12 protein-coding genes are annotated in these 17,238 nt (G+C 45.4%); 3 read left to right on the forward strand and 9 right to left on the reverse strand.

All coding sequences use genetic code 11. From position 1 onward, the window contains the following. Nucleotides 1-454: 454 nt before the first annotated feature. From C9I98_RS05925 to C9I98_RS05935, 3 genes are all read right to left on the reverse strand, one after another. A complete protein-coding gene (locus tag C9I98_RS05925) occupies nucleotides 455-2,110 on the reverse strand; it encodes a glycoside hydrolase family 19 protein (protein WP_051902173.1) in 1,656 nt (551 codons plus the stop codon). 292 nt (nucleotides 2,111-2,402) lie between these two features. Further along, a complete protein-coding gene (locus C9I98_RS05930) occupies nucleotides 2,403-2,885 on the reverse strand; it encodes a YajQ family cyclic di-GMP-binding protein (protein WP_107271703.1) in 483 nt (160 codons plus the stop codon). A gap of 41 nt (nucleotides 2,886-2,926) precedes the next feature. Beyond that, a complete protein-coding gene (locus C9I98_RS05935; protein WP_107271704.1) occupies nucleotides 2,927-3,985 on the reverse strand; it encodes a 3-deoxy-7-phosphoheptulonate synthase in 1,059 nt (352 codons plus the stop codon). 629 nt (nucleotides 3,986-4,614) lie between these two features. Between C9I98_RS05935 and C9I98_RS05945 the strand changes: the two genes are divergently transcribed. After that, nucleotides 4,615-5,496 (forward strand): putative PEP-binding protein, encoded by an 882-nt coding sequence (locus tag C9I98_RS05945; RefSeq protein ID WP_107271705.1) that lies wholly within the window; start codon nucleotides 4,615-4,617, stop codon nucleotides 5,494-5,496. Nucleotides 5,497-5,680: 184 nt separating this feature from the next. On the opposite strand, the gene C9I98_RS05950 is transcribed toward C9I98_RS05945, so the two are convergent. From C9I98_RS05950 to C9I98_RS05960, 3 genes are all read right to left on the reverse strand, one after another. Continuing rightward, the gene (locus C9I98_RS05950) at nucleotides 5,681-6,706 is read right to left on the reverse strand and encodes an acyltransferase (RefSeq protein ID WP_036820994.1); all 1,026 of its coding nucleotides are present in this window, start codon (nucleotides 6,704-6,706) and stop codon (nucleotides 5,681-5,683) included. Between the two features lie 216 nt (nucleotides 6,707-6,922). Continuing rightward, on the reverse strand, nucleotides 6,923-8,401 hold the full coding sequence (locus C9I98_RS05955) for a protein adenylyltransferase SelO (protein ID WP_036820997.1): 1,479 nt from the start codon (nucleotides 8,399-8,401) through the stop codon (nucleotides 6,923-6,925). Nucleotides 8,402-8,514: 113 nt separating this feature from the next. Continuing rightward, on the reverse strand, nucleotides 8,515-9,861 hold the full coding sequence (locus tag C9I98_RS05960) for a hypothetical protein (RefSeq protein WP_036820991.1): 1,347 nt from the start codon (nucleotides 9,859-9,861) through the stop codon (nucleotides 8,515-8,517). Nucleotides 9,862-10,153: 292 nt separating this feature from the next. Between C9I98_RS05960 and C9I98_RS05965 the strand changes: the two genes are divergently transcribed. Then, nucleotides 10,154-10,993: a CvfB family protein gene (locus C9I98_RS05965; protein WP_036822769.1), complete on the forward strand. Its 840-nt coding sequence runs from the start codon at nucleotides 10,154-10,156 to the stop codon at nucleotides 10,991-10,993. A gap of 233 nt (nucleotides 10,994-11,226) precedes the next feature. Then, nucleotides 11,227-11,763, forward strand: a complete 537-nt coding sequence (locus C9I98_RS05970) for an OmpA family protein (protein WP_036822766.1) — start codon at nucleotides 11,227-11,229, stop codon at nucleotides 11,761-11,763. 88 nt (nucleotides 11,764-11,851) lie between these two features. Here C9I98_RS05970 and C9I98_RS05975 read toward each other — a convergent pair whose 3' ends face one another. The 3 genes from C9I98_RS05975 to C9I98_RS05985 all read right to left on the reverse strand — a co-directional run bounded on the left by C9I98_RS05975 (nucleotide 11,852) and on the right by C9I98_RS05985 (nucleotide 17,172). After that, on the reverse strand, nucleotides 11,852-15,025 hold the full coding sequence (locus C9I98_RS05975; RefSeq protein WP_036822763.1) for an ExeM/NucH family extracellular endonuclease: 3,174 nt from the start codon (nucleotides 15,023-15,025) through the stop codon (nucleotides 11,852-11,854). Nucleotides 15,026-15,064: 39 nt separating this feature from the next. After that, the gene (locus tag C9I98_RS05980) at nucleotides 15,065-16,150 is read right to left on the reverse strand and encodes a porin (RefSeq protein ID WP_107271706.1); all 1,086 of its coding nucleotides are present in this window, start codon (nucleotides 16,148-16,150) and stop codon (nucleotides 15,065-15,067) included. Nucleotides 16,151-16,401: 251 nt separating this feature from the next. Beyond that, the gene (locus C9I98_RS05985; RefSeq protein ID WP_051902253.1) at nucleotides 16,402-17,172 is read right to left on the reverse strand and encodes a glutathione S-transferase N-terminal domain-containing protein; all 771 of its coding nucleotides are present in this window, start codon (nucleotides 17,170-17,172) and stop codon (nucleotides 16,402-16,404) included. Nucleotides 17,173-17,238: the final 66 nt, after the last annotated feature.

Genomic DNA, 17,238 nt, shown 5'->3' on the forward strand with positions numbered 1-17,238 from the left:
TGCTTTGTAATATGCCCCATGGGGACAATACAAAGGAATATGAGCAGAAGGCAGTACGATGGAATGCACTGATGTTCTGAAGAACATTGATGAAGCTAATGTGGGGGATGAAGAGAATGCTTACAATTGGTAAGGCATGTTCATTTGACGTCCATAATCGAATAGTGCTAGTTCCGTGCGGTCACAACGCTATAGGTAATGTCTGCTCGATATCTCTAATTTATAAACCTTTAAAATTACATAGGAACCCTAAATAGGACGGACGGGAGTATAGGGGATTATCCGTAGTACAACTATGGTTTTTGGCATTCTCGCGTATTGTTTGGATAAATTATATGCACATGTAGACAATGCGAGCTCGGAAGGTTATGAGTAATTACGTCAAAAGGTAAAGAAATGTTAATACTCGCCTTGCATCGTCACAAAGCGAGCATTTGTCTTATTAACTTATTGATTACTCAATAGTCACGTTGTAATACTTTTGCACGCACTTAGCATAGTCGCCTTGTTTTAGCGTGGTATGCGCTGTTTGATACCCTGACTCAATACGGCAGGCAAAGCTTGCGCCACCTGGGTTATCTGGGTAGTAGCCCCAGTCATTTTCCCAATATAGGCCAAAGTTACTTCCTTCTGTTTTCTTGAAAGGCTTCATGCCAGCGCAACCAAGCTGCTCATCGGCAGGAATTGCAACACCGAGGGCATCCGCATGACCGCGGTAGTACTTAATACGGTTCACCGACTGCGGTTTTTCAGTATCAAGCGTACATTCAATGCCACCATTAATGATCATGGTTGTCACACCAAACCCGGGTATGCGCTTTTCTCCAATATCGGTCGCAGTCGGTTGCCATGTACCATCAATGACGTGAAGCATGGATGGTTTAGGTGGCTGCGGGTAGACAAAGAAGAACACGGCAGAAGCAAGGTTTAGCCAGCTATCAGCAACAAGATCAGGCTGGTTTAACAGCACATGAACATCATTAAAGATGAAGTCAGAGAACGGGCCATAGTTGTAGTGGTAAGAGAGTTGCTTAGCACCACGGCCAAAGTACTTCACATAGTGGCCGTCAGGCGTTGTACCACAAGGCCATTGTTCAGTCTGCCAGTTCGTTGCTGCACATTCACTGTTATAGCCACATGAGGTGGCGTCTTCTGAACAGCCCGATTCACGTACAAAGTAAAGCCCTTGGCGCCACTCTTCATTCGGAGAGTGAGGATTGTGCGCCCCCGTCTCTTGAGTAAAGTGAGCAAACATGACCGCAAGGGATTTGGCACAAATGGCATCGGAATCAGCTGCGCGATGGTCGGTATACGTAGCACAGAAGCCCTTGAATTTACCCACAGCCTTCAAGAAGTTGTTATAGGTATAGACAGGATTGCGCTCAGGAAATAGGTAGTCCCATTTTTGCTCACTAATCAGCGATTCAACACGTTTTACGTTTTCAGGATTGGTCGTGGAGCCCGGAGCAATGGCTTCGACAATGCTGTTGGGCTGTGTTGCAATTGAAGCCAGTACCTGTTCAAACTCTGGCGAGCTGGTGAGAGACGCCTCTTTTGCATCGAGAAAAGCTTTGCTCATGATATAGGTGCCATCGGGGTTTTCTCCGATGATGCCATTATCAGGTGTTGGATCAGGATCTGGTCCAGGGCCGGGGTCCGGTGGGGTACCAGAGTCGTCTTCAATATACAGCCAAACCCCGGTTCCGTTGGGGGCATCCGGTGCTTCGTTTTGTGTCCACCATTTGGCTTCATATATTTTGCCATTATGGCTGACTCTATCCCCTTGAACATAGACAGTACCGTCCTGATAAGCAGGATAACTGGCTGAAGGCGTTGGTGTTGGTTCAGGCGAATGTGTTGGAGGGGGGGATGTCGTTGTTGTGACAACTGACCATACACCGCTTGAGTTAGCATTCGGCAATTCGTTAGTCGTCCACCATTTGGCTTGGTATGTGTTGCCTTGGTAGATAACTAGATCCCCTGTGTTGTATACCGCCTCGGGGTTATAGTTAGGGTATGAGGCGAGGGCACTGCTGGCTAAAAATAATGAGGGTAAAATGAGAGCCGATAAGCGCCTTTTGGTCTTATTCAGACGAAGGGTACTATCCATTGTTTCACCTATATTGGTTAGTGTTTAAAAAAACAACAAAAGATAGTTTGTATTGGATAGTGCTGCAGGGTACAAAAAACTGTTATTCGAGGCGCCATTAACTATTTTCACTTATTTTGCAGTTAGCTAAGTAGTGACCGTGAATTGACTCGAAATAATTTGTAGTATGAATAGGCTGATAAAGATAAGTGAGCAGTATTTATAATTATAATTTGTTCTGTTTGCAGATATAACAACGGGGAATGAATGCATTCCCCGTTAAATATGGTATTAGCCCTATTAAATTGAAGGGTTAATCACGGAAGTTTTCAAACTGGAATGATTGACCAAGTTCTGCGCCACGGACGAGTGCCATTGCCGCTTGTAGATCATCACGTTTTTTACCCGTTACGCGAACTTTATCGCCTTGGATTGAAGCCTGTACCTTAAGCTTCTCTTCCTTCAGCATTTTCACGATTTTCTTAGCAACCGAGGTTTCGATGCCTTGTTTGAATGCAACGTTACAAGTGAAAAACTTACCAGAGCGAACAATGTCTTTCTGATCCATTGCCTGAGCATCCACAAAGCGCTTCGCTAAGTTTGAACGAAGCATCGCAATAAGCTGGGTTAATTGGTAATCAGACTCAGTGGTCACTTTTACCACTTCTTTTTCTAGCTTAAAGCTCGCCTCTACTCCGCGAAAGTCGAAACGTGTTTCAAGTTCACGTGATGAATTATCAACAGCATTTCGGATTTCTACAAAATCGACGTCAGAAACAATATCAAAAGATGGCATGTGCTTAATCCTAGTTAGACTATTTTATACAAAATTTATAATTATGATTGGCGCGATGCAATCGCTTCAGCCAGCATATCGAACATGGTCACAGTATCGTCCCAATTAATACAAGGATCAGTGATTGATTGACCGTAAGTTAATGCAGATAGATTGTCTGTATCGACCGGCTGGTTGCCTTCAATAATAAAGCTCTCGGCCATGATACCCGCGATAAAGTTGCTGCCTTCTTTGATTTGCTGACAAATATCAGCCGCCACATCTAATTGACGCTTATGTTGTTTCTGGCAGTTACCGTGGCTGAAATCAACCACTAGGCGGGTTGGCAGATCAAATGAGCTTAAAGTCTCGCAAGAAGCTGCGATGTCTTCGCGGTGGTAGTTTGGCATTTTACCGCCACGTAGAATAACGTGACCATGCGGGTTGCCTGCCGTTCGGTAAATGGTCATTTCACCGCTTTTTGCTGGCGAACAGAACACATGTGATTCACGGGTTGCACGAATAGCATCTACCGCAATCTTGATGTTGCCATCAGTACCGTTTTTAAAACCTACCGGGCAAGACAGGGCAGAAGCCATTTCACGGTGGATTTGAGATTCAGTCGTACGAGCACCGATGGCTCCCCACGTGATGAGATCCGCAAGGTACTGGCCAGTGATCATATCAAGGAACTCGGTTGCAGTTGGCAAACCCAGTGTATTGATATCAACAAGTAGTTTTCGTGCTGTGTGAAGGCCTTTTGCGAGGTCTAGGCTACCATCAAGGTTTGGATCAGACACAAGACCTTTCCAGCCAACAACGGTACGCGGCTTCTCGAAGTAGGTACGCATGACGATACATAACTGGTCACGGTATTTTTCTTGTACGCTGAGAAGGCGCTTAGCGTAATCAATCGCTGCATCAGGGTCATGTACCGAACAAGGGCCAACAACAACCAGAAGGCGAGAGTCTTGCCCTGTAAGAATCGCTTCAACCTGACGGCGAGAGTCGGCAACATGTGCGGCTATTTCGTCAGTAATCGGGTAAGCGGCTTCAACCTCAGCTGGCGTTGGCATCAAGCCAAGGCTAACGGTACGGAGTTCATCTGTTTTCAATGGCATAATTCAGTTGCCTTTCTCGGTACTTCAAAAATTAACGACGCGTAAAGATAGCCCAAAAGGGCGTAGGAATAAACCAAACTTGTGATATAGCTTAGTTTTTTATTCTTTTCAATTCATGAAAATTTCATTGGTAGCCAGTACTGATCGTAAAAAGCATGTTTTTTAAGCATATACCCAAGCTACTTCAAGATGCAGGTTCAGCGAGAATTTCTAAGCTTGTAGGCAAGGCATTGTTTTGAAGATCTAGAGGCTCTAAATCGAAAAACAATAACGCTGTATACAAACTTAGAAAACTCGCCCTCCGAGAGGGTGTCAGCCCACCCACTCCTGCGTTGAAGCTTTTTGAAAGGGAATGCCATTCCTGCAAACCTTCGCCTTGGATTGAGTGGGCTGACATCCCTCTGAATCCTGCATCTTGAAGTAACTTGGGTATATTCGTTTCGAAGATGTACCGCTGGGCTAATTAATAACTGCTTATCTATGCGGTTCTGGTGATTATGTTTTCGTTTTTTGTTTTTTTCTGCTTGCCTCTCAAACTTTGAGTGCGTATGTTGTAGTTAGACACGGAAGTGAGCATTTAGCCCTGAATAACTTCCTGATTTTGGCTAACTTAAGTTGTATGGTGCCTTATGACAAACTGCACTCAGCCAGGTTTAAACCTGACAGAATTAATCAAATCAACAACTCAACTCAATAAAGACGGATTAACAATCGGCCTGGTATCGATAGACGGCTTAATCCAAGAGTTAAACCTTCATCCCTATGCTGTGGCGTACCCATCAGACTTGAATGATGAAACCCAGACACAGTTGCTTAACCAGTGTGATGGAAACCCAGCAGAATATTTTGTCTCTGCTCTCGCTAAGCAGTTGATTCAAGCGGCGAAGCTTGCAGGGGAGCAGCCATTGCGTGTTAGGTTAAGTGGTGCTGATTCACATCAACGCCAGACGTTGCTTGGTGCTGAGCTGGAAGCGAGCGAAGTGAATCCGTTAATCGGCTTGCGTGGTGTTTCGCGCTTTGCTGATAAGTCTATCCGTAAGAGCTTTGAGCTGGAATGCGAAGCTATCAAGCGTGCTCGAAATGCCGAGGGTATGACAAATATTGAACTGGTGATTCCATTTGTACGAACGTTCAGCGAAGCGGCGACAATTATCGATTTGCTGGCTGAGCAAGGCCTATGCCGCGGCGCGCATGGTTTGAAAGTACATCTAATGGCGGAGCTGCCTGCGAATGCATTGCTTGCAGATAAGTTCTTACAATACTTCGATGGCCTGGTGATCGACATTGATCAGCTTGCTCAATTCTCGCTTGGGCTTGACCAAACCCATCCATCGCTGGATTACCTTCATGATGATCAAAATGAAGCGGTCTTGCTACTTGTGCGCCAAGCCTTGAAAGCTGCTGCGACAACTGGCAAGGGTTGTGCTGTGGTTAGCCACTACATTGAGAAAGCACCAAAGCTTCAGTCATGGCTGCTTGATCATGATGTTGATACGGTCATTACTCAGTAAGCCGGTTTTTTACCGCCGACACCACTAAAAATTGAAAGCCCGCCAAGCAGCTGCTTGGCGGGCTTTGTTCTATTACGGCCTCATTACCTGCCGATTGTTGGTTTATTGGCAGGGTATCAGCCAGTGTTCTTTGTCTATGTTCTTTATCTATGCTTTTACCTAGTAAATAGGGCTGGTATCGCTGCTAGCGTAAGAGCACATTTTTCAACGGTGTCTTATCAATTAATTTAACGATGACATAAGAGACAACACAGACAATAGCAATAACCGAAATATCAGCGACATAGCCCGAGAAACCAAGGATACGGAATGTATTGAGGGTGTAGATGATAATCAGTAGGTGAACAAGATAAATGCCAAGAATGTCCTTGCTGAGCTTAAACAGCGCCGGTGAACGACCAAAATCAGGTTTGTCTGCAAGCATAAAGAAGATACCCGCGGCCCAAAGTGGTGTACCCATTAGGAAATCATTGATGTTGTACGCTGTGCCATGTTGTTTCAGCAAAAATAGCCCTTCAAGCAAGTGGAGCCCCATACCGCCAATGGCAAGCAATGCGGCAATCACAAATGGCAGTTTGTAATTGTGTTTACGCGCCATAAAGCCGATAGCAATCATTAACGTACTTAAGAAAGGTCCATTACGCGTAAAGACGGGGGCTTCAATCCCAAAGATGGGTTGATAGCTTCCCGCCATTAAACCATAGACGTAAAGGGCGACAGCGACAGGCAGTATGAGCTTTTGTTGCTTGAGGGCACAGCAAAGTGCGATGACCGCTAGGCCACAAATTAATCCAGGAATGTACCATAGGTGTACCATTCCACCTTCGAACAAGGTGTTGAGAGGGTTCGATAGTAAGAAGTTCCAGTAACCGCTGCGTTCAGCAAGGTAGCCTTCGGTGTAGAACTTCATTAGGTTAAATGGCATTGCTAAATAAATGATACTCCAAGCCAGCCAGACCTTAAGCAGGGGAAGGCTATAGCGCTTTAGGGTTGGCAGGGCCATTTCGCTCAGCTTAGGCATAATAAAATAGCCAGCCAAGATGAAGAAGAGTGGAACGGCAAAGCGGCCGAGCTGGTTGAGCAGTAAGCCAACCCAAGGCAGTTCATCAATGATAGGCGCATTCATGAAGGGTTTAGCGTGAATAATAATCACGGCAAGCAGGGCTATCAGGCGCCCCCATTCAAAACTGGCGATACGGTCTTTATTCATAGTGAAACGTAAAACTCGGACTAGAAAAGAAGGGCGAATGTAGCAGCCCTACGGCGAGAAATGGAGTGACAAAATCAATTTTCGGCCCGCTTTATGCAGAGAGTGTTTGAACCGTGATCTTCCTCTCAATCGGTAGTTATCAATCATAATTTTCTTATAAAAATAACTTATCCACCTAAGTCTGGCTGGTGTTTTTTTGAACGCTGACTTCTGTGGTTATGAAGAGCAGCTTATTTCAAGGTGTTTTCCCCACTCTGGAGGGCGCTGGGCCAAATCGTCTAATTCTGCATGTTCATCAAATGGGGTCGCTAACACAGTCAGCAACTTTTCTATCATGGTGTAATCCCCTTGCTCTGCGGCATCAATAGCTTGTTGGGCAAGGTAATTACGCAAGATAAACTTCGGGTTATGTTGATTCATTAATGTAAGCCGAGCTTCATCGTTTTGCTCTTCAGCATCAAGTCGTGACTTGTAGGCTTGTAGCCACTGTTCAACGGGCTCAATCCGGCTAAATAAGGGGACGAAAAGGTTGGTTGACGTTAACAGCTCTTCTTTGCCAATGTTGGAAATCGCCCTAAAGAACAAGGTGTAGTCAGCCCCTTGCCCTGAAAGGAGGTCGAATAACTGGTTGAAAAGGTCGGTATCTTCCTTGAGCCTTTTCACTAGCCCTAGCTTGCTGCGCATGTTGTGGCTATATTCCCGCTGCAAATCGACTTGATAGCGAGATAACCCAGCATCAATGTGCTCCTTGCTAATAATTGGGGTTAGCGCATAGCCAAGTGCAGATAAGTTCCAAAGTGCAATACTTGGTTGTTGGTTAAAGGCATAACGTCCAGAGTAATCTGAGTGATTGCAAATAAAGCCGGGGTTATAGTCATCTAAGAAACCGTAGGGGCCATAGTCGAAGGTGAGCCCTAACATCGACATGTTATCGGTATTCATTACGCCATGAGCAAATCCCACCGCTTGCCAATCTGCAACCATCTTCGCGGTTAAGGTAACTATCTTTGAAAACATCGCGGCGTAGCGCAGTTCATCATTTTGCTCATTGTTCAGCTCTGGGAAATGGTGTTGGATGAGATAGTCCGCAAGCTGCTTGAGCTCAGCATGCTGGTGGGTATAGAACAGGTATTCAAAATGCCCAAAACGAAGATGACTTTCGGCAACGCGGATCAACGTCGCACCGCACTCGACTCGCTCACGATAGACGGGCGTGCAACTGGACAAGACAGCCAGTGCATGGGTGGTTTTGATCCCGAGGCCAGCCATTGCAGCGCTCGCTAGGTATTCCCGAATACTGGAACGTAAAACCGCACGACCATCACCTTGCCTGGAATACGGTGTCAAACCAGAGCCTTTTAGGTGGATATCCCATTTGTTTCCCGAGGATGTGAGCACCTCTCCCAGTAGTAACCCCCTTCCGTCGCCGAGGTCTGGATTGTACTGGCCAAATTGGTGACCGGTGTATTTCATTGCAATCGGATCGAATGAGGGGTGTTCATCGTTGCCGGAAAATAAGTCGATAAAGTAGGGTGTTTGTGCATCGCTAGGATCCAGCTCAAGCATATTGCAAACAAGGGGGTTAACACTGACCAAAAAAGGATCGTCCAGGGGCTGTGGGCTAACACGCGTGCCGAAGGTGGCCGGTAAGGTGCTATAGGTGTTATGAAAGGCTAGTTGGGTCAATGTTTTCATGAGCTGCTCGCTGATACGCTTATACATTAAGCGTATCAACTTCATCGCAGGTTACAACAGAGAGAAAGTAAGGGTATACCTTGAAATAACTTGGGTATGCAGGCGCTTGCTAATTACGACTCAATGGCTTCAATATCAACAATTTTCGAACGGTTCATGATCACTTTCCAGCGGCGGATCCGTACCGTATTATCTTCATCGGTTTCTCGCGTGATCAAGTTAATCAGGTGCCGCTTTTCAACCGACTCTTTGGACACTTGTCCTTCCTTCAGCAGGTATACCTTTTGTGAGCCTTTCTCCATCAATTTAGTGATGCTGCGCAAATCTAGCATGATAGATTCGCGGGTTTGCTCGTAACCAGTCAGAAACTTGGTGGGTGACATTCTGGTTGTACTCTTGTAGTGAAGGATGGTTTCTTCACGCTGAGAGACCTTATGCTTGCGAACCTTTTTTATCTCTTCATCAAGCTTTTTGAAGCTGCAATATTCCATCCACTCTAATTGCCTGCCGATGAGATGGTTGGAATTGGTATCGAAAAACTGTTTGCGCCACTTTGGCTTGCCCTTACGAACCCAGCGCCAAAGCATGGATTTTAAATCATCTTTAAAGACTTCACGGGCAGCATAGATAAATGAAAGTACCAAGACAAAAGAAGCGGTAATATCACCCAATACGCCACGGGCCTCGATCAACATGAGAGTCACGAAGATCATCACAAAACCGGCTGCGAAGCCTGTGACAATCTTCTTGGTATTGTTACCCAGTTCCACCGTTTTTTCTTTCATGGTGACGGGATATTCGATAAGGCGGCGCAACAATCGCATCTTATTCGACATTCGAGTAGGGTCTTTCGTTGCACGGGTGGAGTTGTAACTCTTTTCCAGTCGGTGGCTAGATTCTTTTTCGCAAATCTCAAGAAGTAATGGCTTGATTTCACTATATTCATTACCGCGAGGTAGGTGAGCGACCAACTCTAACAAACGCTGTTCAGTGAACCAAGACAGATAATTGTCGACATTTTCATAGTACTTATGCAGCTTTTTATCGCTTGGGACGTTACGGCGTAGACGTTTGAGTATACGGCGAGCGAGTTGGGCGACTTCTTCTACTTCTTCGAAAGAGCGTTCTTGTTTGTCATCAAGTAACTGCTGGGTGGTTTTTTCCAACGCCAGCGCGTACTGGTAGGCATACAAACTCAAGCTTAAACGGTATTGCTCGGTAGAGAGTTTGCCGCGACTGGCCAATCGGCTATGGACCAATGGCAGGTGATTGACATCACTGTAATACGTACGCTTGCCTTGAATGGCATTATGGAAGAACTCGTCTTCTGAGATGATATTGCTGTTAAGGCCAAGTTCGCCCGGAATAAAAATATAGAGATCGAGTTGCCTGTTGGTGGTTTCCTGAATGACATGGGATATCTTGAGCTTATGCCCGTCTTTCTTTTCAACAGTGATCACTATACTTAATTACCTCTGAGTTTGGAGATGCACCTTGGAGACTAGTGCTAATGTCTTGATGTTGAGTTAATTTTAGATGAATTAAACTGCCATTAGCAGTGGTAATTGTTGATTGTTGCTTTGATAGGGTGAAAAGTAGACAAATAATTGAAGATAGGTTAGGTGGTCGGAAGCAACATCACGTATAATGCGCGGCCTAAGATAAAGCATGAATGCCTTGGCATTCATCACAAATGCAACTGAGTGAGCAATAGAACTCAGTCGTTTATTTACCCAGAGAGTGTCGAAACAAATGATTAAAATTGGACAATACAACACATTAGAGGTCGTCAAGCTGGTAGATTTTGGCGTATTCCTTGATGGTGGTGAAGACTTTGGCAATATCTTGCTGCCGAAAGCCTGTGTTCCGGCTGGCACTGAGCTGGGTGATGAAGTTGAAGTGTTTATTTACTTCGACTCAAACGACGAGATCATTGCGACAACCGAGCAACCATACGCACAAGTTGGTGATTTTGCCTTGCTACGCGTGGTTGGCATTTGTGGTGTGGGTGCATTTGTTGATTGGGGCTTGAATAAAGATTTGCTGGTACCTTTCAGTGAGCAACGCCGTCGCCTTGAAGAAGGCCAGGATATCATGGTACGTGTCTACACGGATAAGGCATCGGGACGTATTGTTGGCTCAACCAAGTTCAACCGCTTCTTGGACAAAACCCCTGCGAAATACAAAGTTGGTCAGGAAGTTCAAGTACAGGTTGCTGAAGTGACAGACCTTGGTTACAAGGCGGTGATTGAAGGTGAGCATTGGGGCCTGATTTTCAAAACCGAGTCGTTTGGTAAGCTATTCCCAGGCAAGAAGCTGAAAGCGTACATTAAAGAAATTCGCCCAGACGGTAAAATTAACCTGTCACTGCAAAAAGCGGGTCGTGCCAAGGTTGATGATCTTGCAGATAAGATCCTAACCACGCTTGAGCGTAAAGGTGGTTTTCTACCGCTGAGCGACAAGTCGACTCCGGAAGCGATTTTCAAAGAATTTCGCACCAGCAAGGCAACCTTTAAGAAAACCATTGGTGGCCTGTACAAAAAAGGCATCATTGTTATTGAACGCGAAGGCATTCGCTTGAATGATAACTAATTAAGCGTTGCTTTGATTGAATGAAAGCCGACATTTTTGTCGGCTTTTTTAATGGGTCTATTTAAGCTAATACTGAGATCTGCCGCAGATTCTTTTCATTAAAAAACGTTCTTTCATATTGGCTTGTGAACTATTTCCATAGAAACATTTTTGCTTAAAAAAGCGCTGTCGAACTTTTGCTAGAGTGGGCACAAATTTTTGTTGTACTAAGCAGGTAGGCGCAGGTGTTTAAGATGAAAATGTTACTGGTTTCACTTTTTTCGTTGCTGGTGGTTGGTTGTGCTACAACCTCAAACCAGTCGATTGGAAAGGCTTCACAAAAAAACGTCGATAATTTTCTTGCTGATAACATGAAAGCGGCAAAGTCCATCATTTCCCCCCTAGAGGGAACGGTCGACAAGAAAGGTGATCAAGTGATTATCACGCTAAAAGGTGACCGTAGCTTTTCTCATGACAGTGCCGATATCCGACCTGAAAGTCGCCAGTTACTCAAACAGCTTGCCTCTATGATTATCAGCCATCCGGAGTCACGAATCTTCATTGCTGGACATACTGATAGTATTGGCTCTGAGGAATATAACCGTGAATTGTCAACGAGGCGTGCTCAGTCAGTCTCGGACTTACTTGCAAAAAATGGCGTAAGCGAAACGCGCCTTGGGGGATATGGTTTTGGTGAAACCATGCCGATTGCGGATAACAGTGAATCGCTTGGGCGTCAGGCCAATCGGCGTATCGAGGTGAGGGTAACCCCAAGGTTTGACTTGCTCTGAATCCGTGTTGCTTAATTATGCTGAAAAAGAGAAGGAGGCCAATGCCTCCTTCTAATTTGATCACGCTTAACGTGTATTTAGTGGCCCATTAGTTCTTTCTACGGCGCAAGAAGCCAAGACCTAGCAGTGATAGCAAGCCATAAAGCCCGAAAGCACCGCCGCTACCATCGTGTGGCGGGATAATGATATCCGCATCCAGTGAGTCACGCTTAACAACTTCAACATCCATCACGACTGTCGCGTCATCAAGGTTTTCAGTACCCGATTTTGATTGCTGTGGACGTTCAAGGGTCATTGTGACGGTATAGTTTCTTGGTTCAACACCGCTGATATCAAACAATACCGTTTGCTTGCCATCTTCCGTCAACTCTACTCGTGGCAGAATGACTGACTCAAAATTATCAGGTTGCGGAGAGAAAGCAATCGACGCAATATCACCAGCTTTTGCTTCAATATCAATTGGGTAACCCACTTCCATTCGGCCACTCTTCGTTGCTAGGAGCACGCGCTCGCCAGCATCGGTTTCACCATAACGGTAGCCAAGCGCGATAAGTGCCGAGTCGTGGTCTGAAGAACGGAATGGGTCCTCATTGTATAGGGTTTGGTTATCACCTTTATACCCTGTTTTGTAATCAAACAATGATGACTCGGCGGCATTGATATGCCAGTCAGTGGCATCTAGCAGTTTACCTTTTAATGAAGGGGTAATTAGCACATGATCAAGCGAGCCGATTTCGTCATTGAACGAGTAGCTCCAGCTTGGTTGCCCTTTCTCTGCATCTTTCAGGCTGACACTATTGATGAAGCCGAAAGACTCGGTGACTTCGATACCATGTTTACCGCCTTCACCAAATTGCGGTGTATCGCCAATATAGGTATCACGTGCAGTACGAATTGTTTTGCCTTCCGGTAGTTCAGGGATAGTGGTCAGTACCAGCATAGGATCTTCATTCGCATAGGAGTTCATATCACCCATAACGACCTGATCACCACCAATGCGAGCCATTTTCTTACCCAGCTGGTGGGCAGCCGAGACACGGAAGTGCTCGCAAGAGCCCTGGAAGTCCTCATCTTTTACGTCATCACGACTCGGGTCGAAGTCTTCCCATGTTTCCCAACCTTGCCAGTCTTCCCAACATGTCGAGCCCTTAGACTTGAAGTGGTTTACCGCAACGGTTAGTTTCTTACCGGTATTTTGTACCAAGAAAGTGGCAGCAACAGTATCACGCTGGTAATTCTTACCGTTTTCACGCACTTCGTCTTTATCATCTAGGATAGGGGCGCCGTTTTCATCGGTGATGGCTGGTGCTTGCTGGCGAGGCATCTGGATGATTTGGGTTGATTCAATGTTAACCTTGCTCGGGCGGTATAGAAGGCCTGATGTAATAGCATCAGTGCCCACGCTATCTTCTTCGTCAAGGAACGTGTCGCCGTTAGAGTCGAAACCAACAAAAACATATTTGTTATGAACGGATTTTGGGTGATCTCGGTCATCATAGTTTTCATAGGTATAGTTAGCGTTGACTTCATTGACTAACTGGCTAATCGCACTGAAATCGCCGAAGCCGTTATTTTCGATTTCCATCAAGCCGATAATATCGGCATCCAAGCCATAAATGGCTTTTACGAGTTTTGCTTGCTGCTGTTGGAATTCGATCTCACTTTCTGCGCCACGGTTATCGCCGAACTTGTTTGGTGAACCGCCGTATGGCGAGTTGAAGTAGTTTAATACGTTTTGCGTCGCGATACGGATACCGAACTGATCGTAATCCGGAGTATCGTTCAGCTCAGGCGCATCGGTACGATCGGTGTTGTGGATGACATTACTATCGTTGATTTCGTTGCTTGGCACTAAACGGAAGTCGCCAAACGAGAAGTATAGGTGGCCTTCAAGGTTGATGATGGTGTCGTTGATGCGGATATAGTTTTCCTGTGCATCTGTTAAGAAGTCAGGGTAATACGGGATCTCACCATTGGGTGCTTTCTTGTCGGTATCAACATACAAGCGATAGTCGTTGTTTTGCCATGATTGCTGCTTTGATTCGTAACTGCCAGCAATATGCTCTTGGTTTGGCTGCATGTTCGGGCGCTTGTATGCCAGTACCATATTATTACGGTAACTATCGAAGTCGAAGCTGAAGCTGCGGGAGACGCGCATGTTTTGATCGCCTTCCACGTTGTCATCCATGTTTTCAACAAGGCGTACCAGCATGCCTTCGTGGCGCTCTAACGTTTTTTGGAATTTATCGCCATCTTCTGTAATACGGGTTAGATCGATAGCGTCGGGTACCTCTGCATCCGCATTGACGGTTTCCCACTCATCGTCGGTCGCCAGTACCTTGGTCATGCCGTAATCTTCTTTGATGAAGCCACGAACACACACCTTTTGGCCGATTAACTCTTCACTAACGCCTTTACCTGCTTCAACAAACACCCCAACCGATGCTAAACCGTGGCTTTCATCACTTGGGTCGCTCTGCAAGTAGAAGCCTTTATCAAGGCTGCTCATCACGCCAGTGACAATACCCGTTACAAGGTACTCTTTGTCGCTAATAAAGCCGTCTTCGATAAGTGGTGAGCTGTAGCCTGTGCCCTGTACTTCAGAGATAAGCTTCCTTTCTAGATTTCCTTCGGCATCAGTACATGGCATTGGAGCGCCTAGGCGTTCGGCAAGGGTTGGATCCCCCAAGCCGTCGAAGGTGTTTTTAGGCTCTTCTAACCAATCGTTTACGTTGAAATCAGTTGACGGTGTAGCTGAATCAGCCAGTCGTCGAAAAGTTTTGTCTTCTCCCCAATCTGCACCAGCCTCACCAATAAGATCATAAACTTGGGTATGGTCATCACTGTCGGCAATAAATACTGAATCATCGCCGTTGAAGTTCATTGAATTATATCTTTGGTCTGAAAAGTCACTTGCAATAACGTAATGGGATGTATTGGCATGAACAGTGTTAATCAATTCGTCACTGGCATCTGGATGGTAGATGACAGCAACATCCCCAGCAGGCACAGTTAAGCCGTTTAATACATTTTCTCCAGCTTCAGTAAAGATGATGTTATTGTGCGAGCCACTCGAATAATAAAGCGCATGGTCGCCATTAAAGGTGAAATCAGAATTACCTAGGTTCATGACCTCAATAGCCCGGTTATCAGAGGTACCCTCAACATCTTCCGAGATAATAATGTCGTTAATACCCGCGAGCGCAGGCGCGGCGAGTGCCACTGAGACTGCGGCCGATAATACGGTGATTTTGTTATTCATTGCTAAATCCTATTATTTATTCTTGTTCTATTTGGCGTTTTAGAAGTACACGCGAGCGTAGGCATAGACGTTTTGGGCGGCTTCACCCACATTGCCTTCAACGGCAATAATGGATGATTGGGTCGGCATAAAGTTCACGCCCATTGTGGCCCAGGTACGGCTGCGTCCCCAGCGGTCTTCAACTTCATCCCAAAACTCGCTATTTCTGTCCCATTTTTCGTAGGCTTCGTAGTTCATTGAGCCAACCAACTGCCAGCGCTGTGATATATCGTATTTTGCCGAGATCAGGGCACCTTCATTAGTTAGGGTCTGGTAGTCGTTAAATCGGTACTTTTCGTCTTCGGGATCAGTGATATCAATGGCTACTTTGTTTTGCGCAATGTCTTCTTTCTCTATGAAGCCATTGAAACCCAGGGTGAGGTCTTGTGTAACGGAGTAGCGCATGGCTAAACCAACCAAACGCTGTTCGCCATACTTAGATTCGCCAGCAGATCCCCCGCGGCCTTCAAGACCCAGTACGATTGAGAAGGTTTTACCGAAGTACCCAGCATAGCCGTTGACTATGTTGCCTTGCAGTTCACCTGAACTTGACTCACCATCGTAGCTATAGGAGATACCAACTTTAATGTCGTATGGGTAACGCCCCTCGTATTTGACGGTAGCGTCTTGGTCGCCGGCTTCACCGGTTTCGACTGTGGTATCGAAGGTGAAATCACCGTATTTGTCGTAGTCATCAAAGGCGGTATCCGTTAAGCCAGCTTCGATATAGTGGTAGTTGTTGAGCTCGTAACCGACATAAACTTTATCGATGGTGGTAACCATATCACCTGAGCCGCCTTTCCAATTTTCACGCTCAAGGTCAAATTCAAGGCGGTAATGTAAATCGCCGTTGAGGCCCTTTATTCCCAAGGTACCGTAGGAATCATCGATATAAGTTTTGTCGGTATAAAATTCGTCAGATTTGTATTCGGCCCCAAAATAACCACCGATACCGACTTCGCCATACAGGTCGATATAATCGCCATTATCATGTTTATATATCGAAACAGCGTGCACAGAAGGTGCAATGAGCAAAGAAGATAAAACAGTCGCCACTACTGTTTTATTATGGGGGGTTATATTCATAACGTAATCCATACGTGAGTTTAATAACAAGTTTGTTTTATTTTGTGTTTATTCTCACATTCATGGTTAAAGCTAAGCAAAGAATAGCTTTATTTTTGAGATGTTTATCAATTTGAAGAGGGAGGTGAGTTAAATTATGTGATCTTGTAAACACTCTGTGTGTTACTTTGGGAACATTTTCATTTGTTGCGAGGAGCCTGAAACAAGAATTAGCTCGTCAGACAGATATAGGAGGAGGTGTTGGTAAAAGACTAGAGGGCGTAAGTGCTTTCTAGATAACAAAGAATGGCTTCTGACTCAAACATTGCTGCTTTGGTATTTGGGTCCATTAAGTAGGGCACTTGAACATTACCGTATTGCTGGTAAAACTCATCTCGCTTGGTATTTGGCAGCGGTTGGTAGGGTTTTAACGTCCAACGCATTTTTGCAGGGCCCATATCCGCTATTTGCTGTTTACCGATGTTGATCAAGATATAGGTCAGTTCGAGTTCACAGAGTTTTTCGCGTACTGGTCGTGCGTATGGGCTTGATTCAAAGCTGTAGAGGATAAGTGGTAAGTCTGCTTGGCGAGATTTTCTTGCTTTTGTTCCTGCGCCTAAACGGATACAGGATGCCAATTTCGATGTCACGCCATCTTTCAAGGCTGAAAATTGGTTGCTTGAAAGCAGCTTATTTGGCTGCCGGCTCGCTTGGTAATGTTTAAACAGATGGTGGCAAATTGCTTTAGAGCCACTGCAGACGACTTGATGATTGTTATCAACGAAGATGGGCAGTTGACGAAGGTTAAACTGCTTCTGTAATTGTTCGAGGTTTTTTCCGCCTACAGGGCAAGGTGTGATGATGACATCAAGATTGAGCTCCGTTAAGACTTCTCGAACCAGCCTGCAATCGCTATCACCTTCACGGTCAAATAGAATTAAGGTATCTTCTGGTTGGTTAACTGTTTTACTGGCAACAGTGCCACGCCAAAAACGGTAGGTTGAGGCAAGCAAAGAAGTCGAAATATTAAAAATATGATTCATTACTCTACCTACATCCTTGTGGTGGATAAATTCAAATGACTCATACCAATTTAATATGAAATAGCG

The sequence above is a fragment of the Photobacterium sanctipauli genome, assembly GCF_003026495.1.
In the GTDB taxonomy this organism is placed as follows: domain Bacteria; phylum Pseudomonadota; class Gammaproteobacteria; order Enterobacterales; family Vibrionaceae; genus Photobacterium; species Photobacterium sanctipauli.

Excerpts from the sequence above, each read along its gene's own strand:
- C9I98_RS05925 (WP_051902173.1), bottom strand. The coding sequence starts at position 2,110 with ATGGATAGTACCCTTCGTCTGAATAAGACCAAAAGGCGCTTATCGGCT.
- C9I98_RS05965 (WP_036822769.1), top strand. The coding sequence starts at position 10,154 with ATGATTAAAATTGGACAATACAACACATTAGAGGTCGTCAAGCTGGTA.
- C9I98_RS05980 (WP_107271706.1), bottom strand. The coding sequence starts at position 16,150 with ATGAATATAACCCCCCATAATAAAACAGTAGTGGCGACTGTTTTATCT.
- C9I98_RS05975 (WP_036822763.1), bottom strand. The coding sequence starts at position 15,025 with ATGAATAACAAAATCACCGTATTATCGGCCGCAGTCTCAGTGGCACTC.
- C9I98_RS05955 (WP_036820997.1), bottom strand. The coding sequence starts at position 8,401 with ATGAAAACATTGACCCAACTAGCCTTTCATAACACCTATAGCACCTTA.
- C9I98_RS05930 (WP_107271703.1), bottom strand. The coding sequence starts at position 2,885 with ATGCCATCTTTTGATATTGTTTCTGACGTCGATTTTGTAGAAATCCGA.
- C9I98_RS05935 (WP_107271704.1), bottom strand. The coding sequence starts at position 3,985 with ATGCCATTGAAAACAGATGAACTCCGTACCGTTAGCCTTGGCTTGATG.
- C9I98_RS05950 (WP_036820994.1), bottom strand. The coding sequence starts at position 6,706 with ATGAATAAAGACCGTATCGCCAGTTTTGAATGGGGGCGCCTGATAGCC.
- C9I98_RS05970 (WP_036822766.1), top strand. The coding sequence starts at position 11,227 with ATGAAAATGTTACTGGTTTCACTTTTTTCGTTGCTGGTGGTTGGTTGT.
- C9I98_RS05945 (WP_107271705.1), top strand. The coding sequence starts at position 4,615 with ATGACAAACTGCACTCAGCCAGGTTTAAACCTGACAGAATTAATCAAA.
- C9I98_RS05985 (WP_051902253.1), bottom strand. The coding sequence starts at position 17,172 with ATGAATCATATTTTTAATATTTCGACTTCTTTGCTTGCCTCAACCTAC.